At 54.8% G+C, this 19,603-nt stretch carries 16 protein-coding genes; 11 read left to right on the top strand and 5 right to left on the bottom strand.

The window, feature by feature from the left end; all coding sequences use genetic code 11:
* Window positions 1-18: 18 nt before the first annotated feature.
* Window positions 19-996 (bottom strand): LacI family DNA-binding transcriptional regulator, encoded by a 978-nt coding sequence (locus ACL02P_RS15905; RefSeq protein WP_085278141.1) that lies wholly within the window; start codon window positions 994-996, stop codon window positions 19-21.
* Between the two features lie 202 nt (window positions 997-1,198).
* Window positions 1,199-2,422, bottom strand: a complete 1,224-nt coding sequence (locus tag ACL02P_RS15900; protein ID WP_009223707.1) for an MFS transporter — start codon at window positions 2,420-2,422, stop codon at window positions 1,199-1,201.
* A 132-nt stretch (window positions 2,423-2,554) separates the two neighbouring features.
* Between ACL02P_RS15900 and ACL02P_RS15895 the strand changes: the two genes are divergently transcribed.
* Window positions 2,555-3,235: a molybdenum cofactor guanylyltransferase gene (locus tag ACL02P_RS15895; protein ID WP_412837697.1), complete on the top strand. Its 681-nt coding sequence runs from the start codon at window positions 2,555-2,557 to the stop codon at window positions 3,233-3,235.
* Here ACL02P_RS15895 and moaA read toward each other — a convergent pair.
* The gene (moaA, locus tag ACL02P_RS15890; RefSeq protein WP_009223708.1) at window positions 3,232-4,239 is read right to left on the bottom strand and encodes a GTP 3',8-cyclase MoaA; all 1,008 of its coding nucleotides are present in this window, start codon (window positions 4,237-4,239) and stop codon (window positions 3,232-3,234) included. The genes ACL02P_RS15895 and moaA overlap by 4 nt on opposite strands.
* Window positions 4,240-4,554: 315 nt before the next feature.
* Here moaA and ACL02P_RS15885 point away from each other — a divergent pair, with 315 nt between their 5' ends.
* Window positions 4,555-5,250: a molecular chaperone gene (locus ACL02P_RS15885; RefSeq protein ID WP_260071030.1), complete on the top strand. Its 696-nt coding sequence runs from the start codon at window positions 4,555-4,557 to the stop codon at window positions 5,248-5,250.
* A 343-nt stretch (window positions 5,251-5,593) separates the two neighbouring features.
* Here ACL02P_RS15885 and ACL02P_RS15880 read toward each other — a convergent pair whose 3' ends face one another.
* On the bottom strand, window positions 5,594-8,827 hold the full coding sequence (locus ACL02P_RS15880) for an efflux RND transporter permease subunit (RefSeq protein WP_412837696.1): 3,234 nt from the start codon (window positions 8,825-8,827) through the stop codon (window positions 5,594-5,596).
* A gap of 43 nt (window positions 8,828-8,870) precedes the next feature.
* Entirely contained in the window at window positions 8,871-9,776 is a 906-nt protein-coding gene (locus tag ACL02P_RS15875) for a TetR/AcrR family transcriptional regulator (protein ID WP_009223711.1), read from the bottom strand.
* A gap of 190 nt (window positions 9,777-9,966) precedes the next feature.
* Here ACL02P_RS15875 and cls point away from each other — a divergent pair, with 190 nt between their 5' ends.
* The 9 genes from cls (at window position 9,967) to prfA (ending at window position 19,594) form a co-directional block, all read left to right on the top strand.
* Window positions 9,967-11,475 (top strand): cardiolipin synthase, encoded by a 1,509-nt coding sequence (gene cls / locus ACL02P_RS15870; RefSeq protein WP_009223712.1) that lies wholly within the window; start codon window positions 9,967-9,969, stop codon window positions 11,473-11,475.
* A gap of 45 nt (window positions 11,476-11,520) precedes the next feature.
* A complete protein-coding gene (gene fni, locus ACL02P_RS15865; RefSeq protein ID WP_260071028.1) occupies window positions 11,521-12,549 on the top strand; it encodes a type 2 isopentenyl-diphosphate Delta-isomerase in 1,029 nt (342 codons plus the stop codon).
* 623 nt (window positions 12,550-13,172) lie between these two features.
* Window positions 13,173-13,733, top strand: a complete 561-nt coding sequence (locus tag ACL02P_RS15860; RefSeq protein WP_311202278.1) for an ECF-type riboflavin transporter substrate-binding protein — start codon at window positions 13,173-13,175, stop codon at window positions 13,731-13,733.
* Between the two features lie 15 nt (window positions 13,734-13,748).
* Complete coding sequence (locus ACL02P_RS15855) at window positions 13,749-15,551, top strand: ABC transporter ATP-binding protein (RefSeq protein ID WP_412837695.1); 1,803 nt, start codon at window positions 13,749-13,751, stop codon at window positions 15,549-15,551.
* Window positions 15,548-16,378 carry an energy-coupling factor transporter transmembrane component T family protein gene (locus ACL02P_RS15850; protein WP_009223717.1) on the top strand — a complete coding sequence of 277 codons (831 nt, stop codon included), beginning with the start codon at window positions 15,548-15,550 and terminating at the stop codon, window positions 16,376-16,378. Before ACL02P_RS15855 ends, ACL02P_RS15850 begins: the two co-directional genes overlap by 4 nt.
* A 31-nt stretch (window positions 16,379-16,409) precedes the next feature.
* Window positions 16,410-16,733 (top strand): GNAT family N-acetyltransferase, encoded by a 324-nt coding sequence (locus ACL02P_RS15845; RefSeq protein ID WP_412837694.1) that lies wholly within the window; start codon window positions 16,410-16,412, stop codon window positions 16,731-16,733.
* Window positions 16,734-16,805: 72 nt separating this feature from the next.
* Window positions 16,806-17,906, top strand: a complete 1,101-nt coding sequence (gene ychF, locus ACL02P_RS15840) for a redox-regulated ATPase YchF (RefSeq protein ID WP_009223719.1) — start codon at window positions 16,806-16,808, stop codon at window positions 17,904-17,906.
* 195 nt (window positions 17,907-18,101) lie between these two features.
* Window positions 18,102-18,308, top strand: coding sequence for a hypothetical protein (locus ACL02P_RS15835; RefSeq protein WP_412837693.1), 207 nt, complete (start codon window positions 18,102-18,104; stop codon window positions 18,306-18,308).
* Between the two features lie 218 nt (window positions 18,309-18,526).
* The gene (prfA, locus tag ACL02P_RS15830; protein ID WP_009223721.1) at window positions 18,527-19,594 is read left to right on the top strand and encodes a peptide chain release factor 1; all 1,068 of its coding nucleotides are present in this window, start codon (window positions 18,527-18,529) and stop codon (window positions 19,592-19,594) included.
* Window positions 19,595-19,603 lie beyond the last annotated feature (9 nt).

The following is a 19,603-nucleotide window of genomic DNA, read 5'->3' as shown; positions in this document are numbered from 1 at the left end:
TGGCTCCTTTTTTCTGTTTCACACCGAGCTTCGCTCGATAAACTGAAAGCTAAGCTCCTCCGAGACGGGGTGGCCTTCGCCGCCAGAAATTTGCGCGTGGACGATGGAAAACGCCCGTTCTCCGATCTCCGACAACCGGTTATCAATCGTCGTAATCCCAAGCAAGCTGGAGATCGGCTGGTTATCGAAGCCGATGACGGCGAAATCGCCCGGCACCTCGATCCCGTGAAGGCGTGCGGAGAGGATAAACCCCGCGGCGACTTGGTCACCGGTGATGAGCAAGGCGTCCGGACGCTCGTTCATCGCGAGCAGCCGGTCCACCAGCGCCGCGCCATCCTCCCAATCGAGGTAGCCGTCCAGCACCCAATCCTCCCGGGCTTGCCCGCCCAAGGCCGCCAGGGTATCAGTGTAAGCCTTCAGACGGCTGCGGCTGCTGGGGCTGTTACGGCGGTAGATTGTAAACGCGATGCGGCGTTTCCCTTTTTCCCAGAGATAACGGATCGCGGTTTGAAAGCTGGCATAGTGATCGATATACACCGAGGAGAGGTTGCGGCCGCTCACCCGCTCGCATAACGCGATCGGACCGTAGTCGGCAAAGACTTCGATATCGCGGAGGGACAGCGCTCGTGAACAGATGATCAACCCGTCCATCTGCTTGTTGCGAAGCATCTCCAGCACCTTGCGTTCCTCGTTCGGGCGGTAGCCGGTCTGGCACAGCATCAGCTGGTAGTTGTTTTTCAACGCCTGTTTGGCGACGCCTTCCATGATCCTGGCAAAATAGTAATGGTTGATGTTCGGCAGGATCACGCCGATGGTTTGCGTCATACCTTTAATCAAATGGACGGCGTTCATGTTCCGCGAATAGTTGAGCCGGCGAATGGCTTCTTCAACCGCCTCCCGCTTGGCTGAACTGACGTAGGGGTGGCCGTTCAGTACCCGGGACACGGTTGTGACCGAGACGCCGGCGGCTTCTGCGATCTGTTTGATGTTCGGCATGGCAAACCGCTCCTTCCCTGTATGAAATCAAAAAGGATGTTGCTATGGAATGCATTTCATATTTTACAATGGAGATGCAATAAAGAAAACAATGCCCTCAACCGGCGTCACCTCGTTTGGGAGCGAGGGCGTTACGGTATCCGGCATTGTTTTCTTTCGTATTTCGTAAGATCGGCAGGCAGCGCATATAGCTGGCCGGTTGTTATGGTTCATCATGTAGATCGTCCATTGCCGGCGAATAGCCGTGATGGCGGATTTGATACCACATCGCGGCGAACCCAAGCGCACCGATTAGTGTTAACGCGACGCCGGACCGGTACATCACCACCGGACCGAAATTTTGAAATATCCAGCCGCCCCAGAAGCCCGCAATCACGCAGGCAAGGCCGCTGGCAGCAAAGGTATAGACCGCTTGTCCCGCTGATCTCAGCGGCCGCGGCAACAGCAGAGCGATCAGCTTGGTGCCGACGTAGAAGAATCCGCCAAACGTTACGGAGTGCAGCAGTTGAATGAGCAAGATGTGCACCGGGAGTGTCGCTTCAGACATCAAATCCCAGCGAATCGCAAACAACAGGCTGACGACGGTGATGCAAGCGAGCAAATAGGATAATTTTCGCTTTATCAAGCGGTCCAGCAGGATCAATGCGAGAAATTCAAAAACGGTCGATAAGAACACGGCACCGCCGACCGCCAACCGCGTTCCGCCGAGATCGATCATAAACAGCGGCATAAAGATGGTGTTGATTGCATTAGGGATTGCTACCAGCATGCTAAAGAGGACGAACACCAGCAGGTACTTGTTCTTTAGCGCCAGACGCAGCTCCCCTCCCTTCAGCCAAGGGGTTTGAGACGATTGGCGAATGGTGGGCAGCAACAGGGTAGCACCGATCGCCAGCATCAACGTTACGCTAAACAGCAGCGAGCTTCCCTCGTGGCCGACGGCATCGATGATGGGTCCGGCGGCCAGCGCGATGAACGTCCACCCGAGCGAGCCCCAAATGCGGTACGTTCTGAATTGCTTCGGCGTTTCTGCGATATAGCCGAGAGTCAAGGTATTGCTTTGCGAGAGCAGCGGGCTTAGGAAAAAATATAGCAAAATCATCGTCACGTACAACATCGAAAAGGTGTTGACCGTAAACACGAGATGTCCCATGATAAGTAAGCCCAGCAGCATGGCTAGCAGGATGGCACGTGGATTCTGCCTTTGGTCGCCCAGGAATTTCCAGAACGGGTGGGCCACCAAAGAAATGAAGGGACCGATGGCCATCAGGCTGCCAATCTCCAGCTTGTCCATCCCGATGTCCTGTAAATATAATTGAAAAAAGGCAGTGAAAATGACCAAGGTTCCGTAAATAAAAAAGTTAAGCAGACCTAACGGCAACAACGAAAAGGACGAATATCGTCTTTTTTCCTGCAAACGAGCCATTCCTTTCTATCCGGGTCCATATGGTCACAGGCGGGAAGCTTGTGACTATGATCCCAATGTAACACACAGGTGAAAGGGGATACAAACCAAGTTTTTTGGTTTTACCATAATTTATGCATTGGGGGAAAACTGATGAACACAACCGCCATCATTTTAGCCGGTGGAAGATCCAGCCGGATGGGCAGTGATAAGGCGCTGCTTGAGCTTGGCGGCTTAACGGTGTTGGAACGGTTGATTCGAGAGCTGGAGACAGTGGCTTCAAGAATCGTGATCGCAGGGGGGACGAAGGCGGTTTATGAACGGTTCGGCAAAGAAGTCGTGACCGACCGTTATCCGGGGGCCGGGCCGCTGGCTGGGTTGCATGCCGGGTTGGAGAGCTCGACGACCCGCTGGAACCTCGCGGTCGCTTGCGATACGCCGTTCGCGAATCGCGGCCTGTTCCGCGCTTTGCTGGAGCGGGCGGAGGCGGCGGAGGAAACGGCGGCCCGGGTTGACCGGGCAAGCGACCTCGCGGCAGGCGCCTCGGGCGGCTTCGCACCGACCGAGGCGATTTTGGCCCGCACGCCGGAGCGGGCCCATCCGCTGCTGGCGGCCTATCGGCGCAGCGTGCTTCCAGGCTTGGAAGCGCGGTTGCGGGAAGGCCGCCTCAAGATGACGGCTTGGACCGAGACGCTGTGCACCGAATATATCGAAGGGGAGGCCCTCGCCAATGCTTCGGGCCTCCCCTTGGAGTGGTGCACGTTTAATATGAACAAGCCGGAGGACTATGAGCTGGCCCGATCTTGGTTAGAATCGGGCCGCTCAGAGGGTTAACCGCCGATTTGTGACATTCGGCGGGCGGTTGGCGTATGGCTTTGTTGCTTGCGCTCCAAAGCCAGCGCCATTTCATGGTTCTTCGGCTTGGCTCCCAGCGCCTTCAGGAACAGGGAGCGGATGCCTTCATGGTCGCCGGCTGCGGCATAGGGGCGCACGTGCAGCTCATCCGACCAATACAGGCAGGCCTTGATATGTCCGTCAGCGGTCAAGCGCAGCCGGTTGCAGCTGTCGCAGAAATGCTCGCTGACCGGATGAATTAGCCCAAACGTTCCGGCGGCACCCGCAACGCGGCGGCTTTCGGCAGGACCGTTACCGCGCGGACCTTCGACGCCTTCCACTTCCCAGCCCGCTTCCCGGCAGACGTCTTCCACGGCCGTCAGAGGCAGGTAGGTTTTACGCCAGGTGTCGCTGGCACTGCCAATCGGCATATATTCGATAAAGCGAACATGCAGCGGCTGATCTAACGTTAACGCGATAAAATCGCGGATTTCATCCTCATTGATTCCTTTCATCAGGACCACGTTGAGCTTAATCGGCTCAAAACCGACCTCGACGGCGGCCTGAATGCCTTCCAGCACCTTCTCCACCTCACCGCCGCGGGTAATCATCGCGAAGCGGTCCTGACGCAGTGAATCCAGACTGATGTTCACCCGTTTTAATCCCGCTTGCTTCAGCAGCTCCGCTTTTTTCGCAAGAAACATGCCGTTCGTCGTTAGTGCAATATCTTCAATGCCCGGAATGCTGGAGAGCATGGCAACAAGTTGTTCTAAATCTTTGCGCACCAGCGGTTCGCCGCCGGTAAGCCGAATTTTGCGGAGGCCCATCGGAGTAAGCGCCGATACTGTCTCGGCAATTTCCTCGTAGCTCATGATTTCCTCATGCGGTTGAAACACCATTCCTTCGGCGGGCATGCAATAGACGCAGCGCAAATTGCATCGGTCAGTGACGGAGATGCGCAGGTAATCATGTTTTCGCCCAAAGGGGTCAAGCAGCTGCTCCATGTGTACGCCTCCTTCTCTCTTCAGGTGTTTCAAATTTAATATATATTCATCTAGGGGTCAATGCGTTGACACACACTGTTCAAGTATATTCTGTGTCGGACAACGATACAATGGAAGTAAAGTGTAATAAAGATCACATTAAAGCGCTTACAATTAGAGGTATAATACAAGTGAGCGATACGTGATCCCCCTTAATCATGTGTCGGTATATGCTTTCGAGATGATTTCCCGCATGATGAAGGGAGTCATCTTTTTTTTCATATCATGGCATGGCAAGTTTGATTTACGATGTCGTTTTGAGGGAGATGAATTTGGATGGCAATGCTGTTCAAACCTTTGGTCTATACGCAGGAGCAGGTTGAGTGGTTGGAAACTCGCGGGATGGTATATCAACTATTAATGGATTTTCTGAGCCGCCCGCCGCGGATGTCCTTGATTGCTCAGTGGCGCCGTAAGGTAGCGCAGTACCCGAAGGCAGGGACCAGCAAGGGGGGGCGTAGACTGATTGCCTATCTGGAGAGCATTCCCGAAGCAATGTTTCGCAGTGTCTGCCATCAAGAAGCGAAGGAGTACGAGCGCTTGTTTTCGGGGCGGGAGGCGATCGTTCCGTCCTGTGAAAGCTTGTTCCGCAGTCGCCATGAAGGTGGAGGCGCTTTGGCTTGTATCGCCCAAGTCCGCAAATTATATATGGATAATGCGATCGTATTCAATAAATTAAACGGGGAGCGCGACGACCATATCGCACTGGAGCTGGAATTTATGGCCGTGCTCGCGGAAGGCATGCTGGCGAAAGCCAATCTGCAGCAAAGCTGCCTGGCGCTGGCGGATGTGCAGATCCACTTCCTGGAGGAGCATTTGCTGAAGTGGGCGCAGCCGTTTGCCCAAGAGCTGATGCAAGCCACGCAAAGTCCGCTCTTTATCGGATTGGCTGAATTGCTGGATGAATTCCTGGTTCAAGATTTGTCGCAGCTTCGAGCCTGGCGGGAAAGTCAGCATCCGGTGATGGGATAGAAAAAGGACCTCAGCCTCCGCAGATCGCGGGGTGGGGTCCTTTTTGTTGCCTGGCCAGGATATGAATTCTAACGCTTGCCACAGGTCTTATTTGGGCCAAAATCGCCGTATTGAGATTCTAACGCTTGGGACAGCGCTTATTCTCTCATTTCGTGGCCGAAAACTGTAGTTTTGACCGCAATAGCGTTGCTCATCGTCGTTAGAATCTCAACTTAGTCAGATTTGCCCAAATAACGTTCGTCATCAGCGTTACAGCCGGAATTGGATGCGGCTATTCGATGGGGCGCGCTAAATGGGAAAAGACGACGCAGGATATATTTCCCTACGTCGTCTTTGTGCTGTTTTAATCGAGTTCCTTGGCCGACATATCGCGGCGACGGAACTTCATCAGGAATTCGTAGACGATTGGCACGATGACCAGCGTGAGCAGCGTCGAGCTGATCAAACCGCCGATGACGGTGATGCCGAGGCCGCGCGAGATAATCCCTGCGCTGCGTTCCCAGCCGAAGACCAGCGGCAGCAGTGCGCCGATCGTCGCCAAGGCGGTCATCAGAATCGGACGAAGCCGGGTTGTTCCCGCTTCGAGCAAGGCTTCGCGGGTGGACAAGCCTTCGCGTTCCTTATGGATGACACGGTCAATCAAGACAATCGCGTTGGTCACGACGATCCCGATGAGCATGAGCACGCCCATCAATGCCGAGACGTTTAGTGTCTCTCCGCCGATCAGAAGGCCTACCATGGCACCGATCACGATGAACGGTAAGGAGAAGAGAATCGTAAATGGAGCCAAGCCTCCGCCGAAGGTGACGACGAGAACAAAATAGACGATGGCGATGGCCGCCAACATGGCGAGGCCGAGCTGGCCAAACGTATCGTTGATTTGTTCGGTGACGCCGCCGAATTTGACGGTAACGCCGTCCGGCAGATCCAGCTTGTCGATTTTCTCCTGCAGGCTGGTCGATGCCTTTTGTACGTCGGTAGAGGTGATTTTTGCGCTGACTTCAACGACCATCTTCCCGTCGATCCGCATGATGGAATCCGGGGAGGTGCCTTTTTCCACCTTCGCCACGTCCTTGATCGGGACTTGAATGCCCAGCGGCGAAGTCAGCGTTGCATTTTCGATATCGGTAATGCTGTGATAAGTCTCGCTGTCGGCTTCAATATATACATTGTATTTCTTGCCGTCGATGGCGACCTCGGTCAGAACCGGACGTTCCCGAACCGGGCTCAGCTTCATTGCCAGTTGGCCCGGCGTCAAGCCAAGGGAGCTCAACTTCTGTTGATCCGCAACCAAAGTGTATTGCTCATAGGTTTTGGATAGGCTGGTGTCGCCTTTTTCAAAGTTCTTCGTATCCTCTTGAATCAGGGAGAGGATTTGATCCGATACCGGCTTGATCTGCTCCAGCTCGTCTCCAAAGACATTAACGCTTAGCGTGCTGCCGCCCAGACCGCCGGTCATGAGCTCGGACATATCGTTCCATTCACCCTTCGGAAGCTCGGTCCGCAGGCCTTCGATCAGCTCTTCTTTGACATCGTTAAATTGTTTGGTATCTGGATCATAGGCGATATAGAACAAAGCTGAGTTCGAGGAACCCATCCCCAGCGGATTGTCGCCGCCAACGGAATATTGCATTCGATCGACGTTCGGCTGCTCCAGGATATATTTCTCAACTTGCAGCATATCCCTTTCCACATCCTCCAGTCGAGCTCCGGGTTCAGGGGAGTAGGTAACCATCACATATTTATCCTCTTGTTCCGGCAGGAAGCTGACGCCGACCAGCGGGTACAAGAACAAGCTGCCGATCAGCAGGACGACCGCAAGTCCGAAGGTGATCAGCTTATGGGACAGCGACCATTCTAGGATGCGGCGATAGCCGCGGGCCATGCCTCTTGGCTTCTCATCGTGGTCATGCTTCTTGTTAAGACCTTTGCGGAACAGCGTATGCGCCAGCGCTGGTACGAGGGTAATGGCGACCAGCAGCGACGCCAGCAGCGAGAAGACCATCGTGAGCGCAAACGGCTGGAACAATTCCCCGACCATCCCGCTGACGAAAGCGAGCGGCAGGAACACGGCGATCGTGACGATCGTCGAGGACATAATCGGGATGAACATCTCCCGTGTTGCTTCGATAATCAGCTTGCTTCCCTTTAGCTTCTCGCCCGTCAGGGACAAGCGCCGGTAAATGTTCTCGATGACGACGATTGAGTCGTCGACCACGCGGCCGATGGCAACGGTCATGGCACCCAGCGTCATCATGTTCAGTGTAATATCCATCTGCTTCAAAGCCAAAATGGCGATCAGCAGCGATAACGGGATCGAGATAATGGAAATGATCGTCGAACGAATGTTACGCAGGAAGATCAGGATGATCAACACGGCGAACAAGGCGCCAAACAACGCTTTGGACAGCATCGTGTTCACCGAGTCGGTGATCGGCTGACCTTGGTCCAGCAGGACCGTAAAGTTGATATGGTCGTATTGTTTGCTCAGCTCTTTGGCGGCTTCCTTGACCTTGTTGACAACGTCAACGGTGTTGGCATCGTTGGATTTGACGATCTGAATGCCGATCGATTCCTCCCCATTGGTCCGGGAGATCGATTCGGCTTTACCAACTGTTTCGATGTCAGCGATGTCGCCAAGTTTGACGGTCGGGAGGCCGGTTGGAACAGCTCCCATCGCTCCTCCAGCGTTAGCGCCGGCTGCTGCACCCGCACCGCCAGCCGCATCCGCACCACCAGCACCACCAGCTGCGCCAGCAGCAGTACCAGCCGCTGTACCAGCGCCACTAGCCGCAGCCATACCTCCTGCGGCATTGGCGCCAGCAGAGCTAGGTACGATCGGAATAGCTAAGTTTTTCAAATCATCTACGGTTGTGATGTTCCCGTCAACAACGACGGCCTTCTCGGATTCCTCAAGGCTAAACAACCCCAGCGGCACGCGGAGCGCGGAACCTTGCACGATTCCTTTTACGGTATCTTCCGTCAGGCCGAGCTCCTTCAGCTTGGCTTCGTCAAATTTCAAACTGACCTCACGGACGAACTGGCCGGCGATTTGCACGGAAGCGACGCCGTCCAAATCCTCGAGCACAGGTTTGATGTCGTTCTCCGTAATCCGGGTCAAATCTTCGAGACTGCCGGATTCCTTATCCGACAAGCTGAGGGAAACGACCGGCATGGAATTCAGACTAAACCGGGTGATCTGCGGCTTCTGGGCATCATCCGGAAGCTGCACATCGTTTAATGCCTCGCGAACCGCCGCGGTGGCATTGTCCAAGTTGGTGTCGTAATCAAATTCAATAATGAGCGAGGCAGCGTTCTCCATCGAAGTGGAGGTAATTGTCTTTACACCGTCGACATTATGCAGCCGCGTTTCCAGCGGCTTGGTGATCTCCTCGACTACGCCTTCCGGCGCAGCGCCTGGATAGACCGCGGTTACGCTAAGGTAAGGCACGTTAATGTTTGGAATGGTCTCCTGCTTCATCGTTAGACCGCTGTACAATCCCATGGCAGTCACGATGACCGTCAGAAGCCAAATCGCGAACTTATTGCGCAGGGAAAACTGGATGATACTCTTCATATGCGGGTTTCTGCTCCTCTCTTTCCTATGGGTACTTCCTCATTTACGTGTGCTGGATATAAACCTGCAGCAGCTGCTTTAAATCAGCAGAATGCTGAGCCAGCTCCGGGATGGCGGCCAAATTGGCCAGCATGCCCTTAATAATGGCGCGGCGCGGACGAAGCTCCAAAATTTCACGCTCCAGAATTTGCAGGGTTTCCAGCGCTTCCTGCTGTCTGTCTGCATCGGTGATGGCACTAAGGTGATCACGGAGGCGTTTGACTGCGATGATCGGATGCTGCTGCAAATCCAGGCTGCCTGGAGCCCCTTCGGTCATGAGCCGCAACGCTTCTTCAGAAATCAACGGCTCAGGACGGTTGCTTAACTGATGTTGGGCTGCCAAGTCGAGCAGATCCATCAAGTGGCTCGCCATCTGTTCCGGCGAGGCGGAAACATGGGGCTCGAACAGTAACCGGATGTACATGCCGACCATGCCGTAAGCGATCGTTAACAGATCGCCCGTGTACGGCTCGATCATCGGCCCGTAGATGGCCTCCAGCTTGTTCTTCCCGTGACGTAACAGCTTGGAATTGTGCGCCTTGACCGAAGCAGGTTCTTTGTAGGGCGTACCGTTTTTGTGCCAGTCCTGAAACTGCATGATCAAGAATTCACGCAGCTCAAGCACCAGTTCGAGCATGACAATGATCTGGCGCCACAGTTTCTCTCTTGGCGTCAATCCCTGCTGCAGTTCCACCTGCGTCAGATGGTCAAGCAGCATCTGGTAGCAGTAGTCGAACAAGCTCTGCTCCAGTTCCTCTTTCGATTTAAAGTGAAGGTAGAGACTGCCCTTGGACATCCCGCAAGCTTCGGCGATCTCCTGCATCGACGTGGCGGACGAGCCCTTGGTCGAAAATAGCTGCATGGCCGCACGTAAAATCAGCTTCTTTTTGTCGATGGATGGATGAGACAAATAAAAACTGAACCCCCTTCCTCTGACTCATGGGTTCTCGTTCTGACTCCATGGTCATTATCGATTATAGTATAAAGCCCAGGCGGATACAAATGAGCGTATGTACATTTTTCCTCCCACCAGTAGGAAGAATTCGAGCGTTCATGTAGAATATAATCACATGCATCAATAGGTAAAGAGGGAGTATAACATGAGACGGGGACTTCAAATCATTATCATCGCCGCAATATTATTTGCTTTCTATTATTTTGGATTTGGCGTCTTCGGTAAATTTGGGGGTACGCTCGTTAGTATCTTCCAAACGCTGACCGTCATTACGATCGGCTTCGCCATTTTTATGGAGAACCGCAATCCTTCCAGCACGGTGGCCTGGATTCTCGTGCTTGCTTTGCTGCCGGTCGTCGGGCTGGTGCTTTATTTTCTGCTGGGCCAAAATTACTTTAAGCGGCGTAAATTCGATAAAAAAGCGGAGCAGGATCGCCTCAGCTATGAGCGGATCGACCGCAGCGCTCACCCGCTGCCTCGGGATTTGTCGCAGTTTAGTCCCAGTCAACAGCGCTTGCTGCATCTGTCCCAGCGGCTGGCTCGCACGCCATTCTCAATGGCAACCCGCACGTACGTGTTGACCAACGGGGAAGAGACGTTTACGAACCTGCTGCGCGAGCTAAAGAAAGCCAAGCATCATATCCATATGGAATACTATATCTACCGTGCCGACGACATCGGACGGGAAATTCAGAAAACGCTGATAGAAAAGGCACGGGCCGGGGTTGAGGTCCGTTTTATGTTTGACGCGGTAGGCAGCATCGGCTTGCCCAAATCGTTTATCGCGGAGCTGCGCGCTGCAGGAGTGAAGGTTGGGATTTACGGGCCGATGCGTTTTTTGTCTTTGTCGAGCCGGGTGAATTATCGCAACCACCGCAAGATCGTCGTGATCGACGGCAATACTGGATTTATCGGCGGTCTCAACGTCGGCGACGAATATTTGAGCCGCAGCAAGACGTACGGCTTCTGGCGAGATACCCACATGCTGGTTAAAGGGGAGGCGGTCCGGTCGTTGCAAATCATTTTCCTGCAAGACTGGCAGTACGTCACCGGGGAGAAAATTATGGATCTCGCCTACCTGTCTCCTGAGCTGGAGCAGGGCTGCAGCGGCGCGGTGCAGATCGTGCCAAGCGGGCCTGACAACGAAAGCCGGACGCTCAAGAACATCTTCTTTGCGATGATCACATCAGCGAAGAAGTCGGTATGGCTGGCGACGCCGTACTTTATTCCGGATGAGGATATCCTGACCGCGCTGCGCGTGGCCGGCTTATCGGGGATCGACGTGCGTATCCTGTTCCCGGCCAGACCGGACAAATGGCTGCCGTTCCTGGCATCCCATTCGTACTTCCCATCGCTGCTGGAGGTTGGGGTGAAAATCTTCGAATACGAAAAAGGCTTTCTGCATTCCAAGCTGCTGATCGTTGACGGGGAAGTAGCCACGATCGGAACAGCGAACATGGATATGCGCAGCTTCCATTTGAATTTTGAGGTGAACGCACTCCTGGTGCAAAACGAAAGCGTAACTAAGGTTGTCAACAATTTCGAACGCGATCTTCTGTCGGCGAAGCTGATCGACAAGGACGAATTTATGAATAAGAAAATCCCGGTACGTCTGGCGGAATCCGCGGCCCGGCTATTATCTCCGCTGTTGTAACAGGGGTAATCCCTGTGTATTTCGCGGAAAAGGAGAGTGTACGGCATGGAACCCACATCGGAACGCAAAACCGAGCATATCCGGCTCTGTCTGGAGGAGCAAGTGAATGCGGAGGGCATCCTGAACGGCTTTGAAAAATACCGCTTTCGCCATAACGCCTTGCCAGAGCTGGATTTCGCCGAGATCAGCCTAAAGACGGCGTTTCTCGGCGCATCGTTGCGAACGCCGCTCCTGATCAGCTCGATGACCGGCGGCAGCCGGCTGGCCGGCGAGATCAATGCGCGCCTGGCCGAAGCGGCGGAGCGGCGCGGTTGGGCCATGGGCGTCGGCTCGGTCCGGGCCGCCGTTGAGCGGGACGAGCTAGCGCATACGTTTGCCGTGCGTCGGTTTGCGCCGACCATCCCGATCATCGCCAACTTAGGCGCGGTGCAGCTCAATTACGGCTACGGGCCGGAGGATTGCAAGCGGGCGGTGGAGATCGCCGGAGCGGACATGCTGGTGCTGCATCTGAACAGCCTGCAGGAGGTGTTCCAGCCGGAGGGAGATACGAACTTCGGCGGACTGCTGCGGCGGATCGAGGAGGTGTGCCGAGAGCTGCCGATTCCAGTTGGCGTAAAGGAGGTCGGCTGGGGCATCGACGGCGCTACGGCAAAACGGCTGCGCGAAGCAGGCGTCGCCTTCATCGACGTCGCAGGCGCCGGCGGCACCTCGTGGAGCCAGGTCGAGAAGTTCCGCGGCAGCGACCCCGTGCGCCGCGCGGCCGCGGAGGCATTCGCGGATTGGGGAATCCCCACCGCCGAATGCATCCGCGAGGTGCGGGCGGCGGTGCCCGACGCCGCCCTGATTGGCAGCGGCGGCCTGAACACCGGCGTGGACGCTGCCAAAGCGCTGGCGCTTGGCGCGGACCTGGCCGGGTTCGGCCGGGCGCTGCTCGAACCGGCAGTGCAGTCGGAGGAGCAGCTGGACGCGCTTCTGGAGCGCGTTGAGCTGGAGCTCCGCACTGCCATGTTCGGCATCGGCGCCGGGAGCATTCCGGCGCTGCGGAACACATCGCGGCTCGTGCGCCGCGAGTAGTGGGGGTGCATCGCGACCTTGAGGAAAGGGATGTTGGCCGATCGGCCGTTTTAATGGATTATCCCCCTTATTCAGGTATCCCTCTCATTCAGCTAGAAGTTGGTAGGGGATTACTTATCCCATGGGGTTCCGATTTGAACCGTGTGGGGTATCTTTGGGGGCTTTTTACGTAATTATCCCTTTCTGTCAGGGACGCCAGGAACATGGGAACCAAGGTTAAAACCCGCAACCCGACCGGCCCGACCAGTTAATGGTATCAAAAGAACGAATCTGATGTTCCGTGATGAGCGTTCCCTTCCTGAAGTTGTTTGCTCCCCTCTGGCTGATTCAGAGGGATAATGGTGAGAGGTCGGCCCAGGCAGGGGGCGTCCGCTGAACGGAGCTGGCCCGTCATGTTTCAAATCGTCCAAGATCATATTCCATCATCCCGTTTCATAATTCCAACTAATCTAGTAAGAATTTGTTGCAATCGGACGGAATCCCTATTATATTGAAGGAAACACCGGTCTGCGTGACGGCAACCTGACATCTTCCTTCGATAGGGAAACGGCGACCGGTAAATACATATCTGCTGCAAACCTGGGTTTGTTGCGGGCTTTGATGTAAAGGAGAGGGAGATGGATATGAAACCTTCATTGTGGAAGTGGAGCACGAGAACGGTGGTAACCATCGGGATTGGCGCTGCGCTCTATGGAGCGACCAGTTGGATTGGCATCCCGATTGCGCCGGATACGCAGCTTCGGCCGGCGATCGCTTTGCTGGCGATTTTCGGTGCGTTGTTTGGGCCGGTTGTTGGCTTTATCGCCGGATTTATCGGACACGTGATCAACGATTTGATTACAAGCGGCACCGTTTGGTGGGGCTGGGCACTTGGCTCAGGCATTACTGCGGCGTTTATGGGCCTGATTTATTTGGCTAAGGATTTCAACGCTCAGGAAGGGCAGATGAAGAAGAACCACGTGGCCTGGTTTGTGGTGTATGGGATTGTGGGGATCTTCGTTTCCCTGGCGTTTTCCGGGTATTTTGATATCTTCGTGATGGGGGAACCCAACGATAAAATTTTGGTTCAGGTCATTTCCGCTGGGCTGGCCAACTTAGCCGTGTTTCTCATTCTGGGATTACCGGCGGTGCTGGCTTATGTGAGACGCAACCGCAGCAACTCGAATTTAAGCGTGGATAGATAGGAGTTTACTGAAAAAATGCAGCCTGTCATAACTTTCCGACATTTCAGTTTTCGGTACAAAAATCAAAGCGAACCTACGCTAAAGAACATCCACTTAGAGATCGCACGCGGGGAGAAAATATGGATCGCCGGCCCCAGCGGCTCCGGCAAGTCGACGTTAGCCCATTGTATCAATGGGCTAATTCCCTTTTCATACGGCGGTGAAATTTCGGGGCAGCTGCTGCTGGAAGGCCAAGATGCTTCGGCGATGACGATCTTCGAGCGCAGCCGCCGGGTCGGTACGATCCTGCAAAATCCGGATGCCCAGTTCGTTGGTCAGACGGTTGGCGAGGATGTGGCGTTCCAACTGGAAAACGAGGTGACTCCGCAGGATGTGATGAAGGAGGCTGTTTTTTCGGCGCTGGATCTGGTGGGCATGCGAGCCTTTGAAGCCCGTGGACCTCATGAGCTTTCCGGCGGGCAAAAACAGCAGGTATCGCTGGCCGGTGTATTGTCGACGCAAGCGGATATTTTGCTGTTTGACGAGCCGCTCGCGAATTTGGACCCAGCCAGCGGCGCCAAAGCGATGCGGCTGATTGACGAGATTCACCGCAACCAAGGAAAAACGGTCATCCTTATCGAGCATCGCGCCGAGGATGTGCTGCTGGAGCATATCGACCGCGTCATTGTCATGAACGAGGGGGAGATCGCGGCGATTGGCATGCCGGACGAGCTGCTCGCTGCGGGGATCCTCCCTCAGTACGGCCTGCGCCAGCCGCTGTACTTGGACGCGCTGTGTCATGCGGGGCTGTCGTTGTCGAACTTCACCGGCTTGACTGACCCGGCGGCATTACGGCTCCAAGAACATGTGGTGATGCTGGATGGTAAGGGTGAAGGGAACGAGCAGGACGACAGTGAGCGGATGAAGGATGACAGACAGCGGACGGGTGGGAGTGAGCCTCAACTGCGGGAGCGGCTCGAGAGCTGGGCGGCTTCGGTTCCGCTGGTTGTACGGGGCGGCGTCGGAGAGCCGCTGCTTGAGTTGCGGGGTGTGTCGTTTGCCTACGAGCCGGGCACGAATGCGGTGGAGGACGTCTCGCTGACCGTCCGTGCAGGTGAGACTGTGGCTCTGCTTGGCAGCAACGGGGCTGGCAAATCGACGCTGTCAGGGTTGATCACCGGCTTGCTTAAGCCGAATAAGGGCGAGATGCGCCTGTCCGGCGAGGTGATCAATGACTGGTCGATTCGCCGACGCGGCGAAGCGATCGGCTATGTGATGCAACACCCGCATCACATGCTGACCCAGCACATCGTGCGGGACGAGGTTCGAATTGGCCTCGCGGCACGCGGTGTACCCGAACCTGAGCGAGGGCGGCGGGCGGATGAGGCGCTGCGGATTTGCGGGCTGTACCCGTACCGCAACTGGCCGGTTTCCGCGCTGAGCTTCGGGCAGAAGAAACGGCTGAGCATCGCGGCCATCCTGGCGCTTCAGCCGAAGCTCATGATCTTGGACGAGCCGACGGCGGGACAGGATTATCGGCATTATACCGAATTTATGGAATTTATTGCCCGGCTGGCCGCGGAGGGAATGGCGTTCTTGTTCATCACGCACGATATGCATTTGGCGTTGGAATATGCGGATCGGGCAGCAGTGATGGCCGGGGGCCGGATTATCGCAGAGGATACAGTGGCACGGATTCTCGCAGATGGAGATCTAACCGCTAGGGCGAACCTGCGGGAGACGAGTCTGGCCCGCTTCGCGAAGGCTCAGGGGCTCACCTCGCCTTCGCGCTTTGTGGAAGCTTTTATCGCAGCGGAAAAGAAGGTGAAACGAGCATGAACCAAACGAGCGGATTATACGTTGCCGGGGAATCTTTCTTTCATCGGATGGATGCCGCCGTTAAGCTGATCCTACTCTTGACCTGGACTGTCGTTACCTTCCTGTTCATGGATTTGCGTGTATTTGTCGTCATGCTGGCCGGCGGGGTTACGATGCTGTTGCTCGCCCGGGTTCCTTTCCGAAAAATGGCGCTTTTGTTTTGGGCTCTGATGGTTTTTACTGTGATTAACAGCATTTTTATTCTGCTGATTACGCCTCGCTTCGGCACGACGCTGACCGGAAGTGATACGCCGTTCATCCCGCTGGGCTATGATACGATTAATGCAGAAACGTTGTTTTACGTGTTGACGCTGTCGCTGAAATATCTCACGCTGCTGCCGATCACGCTGCTATTTATATTTACGACACACCCCAGCCGTTTTGCAGCCAGCTTAAACAAGTTAGGCGTGCCTTACAAGCTGGCATATGCGGTCAGCATTGCTTTTCGCTACATTCCCGATTTGACAAAGGAATTCCGCACGATTCTCAATGCGCTGCAGATGCGCGGGCTCGGCATCTCCCGCGGCGATGGCACACTGCTGCAACGGGCGCGGAATTTAACGCAGGCGGTTGTGCCGCTGCTGCAATCTTCGCTGCAGCGGATCGAATCGGTGTCCGATGCCATGGACCTGCGCGGGTTCGGCACGAAGCCGCGGCGAACCTGGTACATGGGCACCGTTATGACGGGAAGCGATAAGCTGATCGCGCTGCTGTGCGTCGTGTTGCTGGCGACCGGCGTAGGTCTGAAGCAAAGCTTGCTTCAAGGCTTTTGGTATCCGTTTGGATAGATGATCGTGAGTGAATTAGGGTTCGGATGATTTGGAGACGGAGGGGGCCTATCTGTTCAGTGTGAAGGAGAAAGAACAGCAAACGCCTGTGGGCCATCTTTGGTTTAATGTGCTGGAGCAGGAAAAAGGTCCGGTAGCTTTTATCCTCGATATCTTGATCTATGATGAATTCCAGGGCCAAGGTTACGGCCAAGCGGCGATGACCGTGCTGGAGGAAAAGGTGCGCGAATTGAGGTTGAATAGGATTGGCCTTCATGTGTTCGGACATAACCAACGGGCGTTTCGTTTGTATCAAAAGATGGGTTACACGGTCACGGACATACAGATGTTCAAAACCTTGGAGCGTTATCCTTGAAATATTCCCGGCGTATCGTTACTATGGTTGAAGGAAGTTGAGCAATTACACGAATGAGGAGTTGTCAATGATATGGCTTTGAAAGCAGGCATTGTGGGTTTGCCGAACGTGGGGAAGTCCACACTGTTTAACGCGATAACCCAGGCGGGGGCGGAATCCGCCAACTATCCGTTTTGTACGATCGATCCGAACGTCGGCGTCGTGGAAGTGCCGGACGAGCGGCTCGACAAGCTGACCGAACTGGTGGTTCCGAATCGGACGGTTCCGACAGCTTTTGAATTTGTGGATATCGCCGGGTTGGTCCGCGGTGCGAGCAAGGGGGAGGGACTTGGCAACAAGTTCTTGGCCCATATCCGCGAGGTGGACGCGATCGTTCACGTGGTTCGCTGCTTCGAGGACGAGAACATTACGCACGTGGACGGCAAAATCAACCCGATCAGCGACATCCAAACGATTAACCTGGAATTGATCTTGGCTGACGTGGAGAGCGTGGAGAAACGGATCGAACGCGCCAAGAAAAATATGAAGGGCGGCAACAAGCAATACGCACAGGAAGTTGAGGTTCTGGAACGGATCAAGGAGGCGCTGTATAACGATCAGCCGGCGCGCAGCGTAGAGCTGACGGACGAAGAGAAGTTGATCGTGCGCGATTTGCACCTGCTGACGTTGAAGCCGGTGCTGTATGCTGCTAACGTTAGCGAGGATGGCGTAAGCGATGCGGACAACAATCCTTTTGTGCAGCAGGTCAAAGAATTTGCTGCGGCTGAAGGCGCCGAAGTCGTTCCGATCAGCGCCAAGGTGGAGGCGGAGATCGCGGAGTTGGAAGGCGAAGACAAGAAGATGTTCCTGGAGGAGCTTGGTCTGAACGCTTCCGGTTTGGATCGCTTAATCCAGGCAGCATACCGTCTGCTTGGCCTGTATACGTATTTCACGGCTGGCGTTCAAGAAGTTCGCGCCTGGACGATCCGCAAAGGCACGAAAGCGCCGCAAGCCGCCGGCGTGATTCACTCCGATTTCGAGCGCGGTTTTATCCGTGCGGAGGTTGTCTCTTATGAAGACCTCGTTGCTGCCGGTTCGATGAGCGCGGCGCGCGAACGCGGCCAGCTGCGGCTGGAAGGGAAAGACTACGTCGTCCAGGACGGCGATATCATGCATTTCCGCTTTAACGTATAGTGCAACTCGAGTAACAGCGAAGGATCACTGCCTCAGGGGCGCAGAATTTATGCGAACCCTGGGGCAGTTTTTTTATTTGCATTTTTTTACTTTCGAATAGTAAGTGATTCACGAGGGAGTGTACGGTATACCTTCATAATAGAAAATGAATATATGGGAGAAAATTGCATTGTTTTCATAGATTGGGCCCTGTTTTTGCTTATCCCCGTCATATTGTTTGGGTTGGCGCTGACCGTGTGGGTCATTGTCGATGCTTGCTTGCTGCCTGGCATGGTCCGGAATTGGAACGCAAAGCTGGAGCAGTCGCTGATCGAACAAATCGCTGCCCTTCGCTCGCCGGCAGGCTTTACGAAGCCCGGCGCGGATGGGTTAGGGGAGGGCAGCCGCCCGCTTGACATCTAGGAAGCGGCGTTTCATCCATTTCATGAAAAGGCGCCCTTGCGGCGTCTTTTTTTGAGATGGAAAGTTCCAAATTGGAAGTTGGAGGTCTGGGCGAATGTGATCTAGCCAAAACATGACCTCCATGATATAATAAAAAGTCGTCTATCCCTGAAATAATAATCAGTGGATAAGCGGCTTTTTATAAGATCTTGTGATCGAATGAAGAGAGGTGATATCCCTTGTTGGACCGACTACAATCCTTGGCTGACCGTTACGAGAAGTTAAGTGAGCTGCTTTGCGATCCAGACGTGGCGAACGACTCGAAACGACTGCGGGATTACTCCAAAGAACAATCGGATTTACAGCCGGCTTATGAGGCGTACACCGAATATAAGAATGTAATCGGAGAGCTGGAAGCGGCCAAAGCGATGCAGGCCGAGAAGCTGGATGATGAAATGCGCGAAATGGTGAAGATGGAAATCGAGGAACTGACCGCGCGCCAGCAGGCTTTGGAAGAAAAAATTCGCATTTTGTTGCTGCCGAAGGACCCGAATGACGATAAAAACGTAATCGTGGAAATTCGCGGCGCGGCCGGAGGAGACGAAGCGGCTCTGTTTGCTGCCGACTTGTACCGGATGTACACACGGTATGCCGATTCTCAAGGCTGGCGCGTCGAAGTGATGGATATGAACGAAAGCGACCTGGGCGGATTCAAAGAGGTTATCTTTATGATTAACGGCAAGGGCGCTTACAGCAAGCTGAAATACGAGAGCGGCGCGCATCGCGTGCAGCGCATTCCGGCGACGGAATCCGGCGGACGGATTCATACATCGACCTCGACGGTTGCGGTGTTGCCGGAGGTTGAGGAAGTGGATATCGAGATTTTGGATAAGGATATCCGTGTTGATACGTTCTGCTCGAGCGGCGCGGGCGGCCAATCGGTTAACACGACCAAATCCGCCGTGCGGGTTACCCACATCCCGACCGGTATCGTGGCCACTTGCCAAGACGGCAAATCGCAGAACTCCAACAAAGAGAAGGCACTACAGGTACTGCGTGCCCGGATCTATGATATGAAGCGTCAGGAAGAGGAAGCGAAATACGCCGGCGAACGGAAAAGCAAGGTGGGTACTGGGGACCGCAGCGAACGGATCCGGACTTACAACTTCCCGCAAAGCCGGGTAACCGACCACCGGATCGGCCTGACCCTGCATAAGCTGGATCAGGTGATGAACGGCGAGCTGGAAGAGATCGTATCGGCGTTGACGATTGCTGAGCAAGCTGAACTGATGGAAAAAGGAGAATAACGTGTTGCA

It is taken from the genome of Paenibacillus sp. MB22_1 (assembly GCF_047200555.1).
GTDB lineage: Bacteria > Bacillota > Bacilli > Paenibacillales > Paenibacillaceae > Fontibacillus > Fontibacillus phoenicis.
This window is presented reverse-complemented; position numbering and strand designations above follow the sequence as displayed.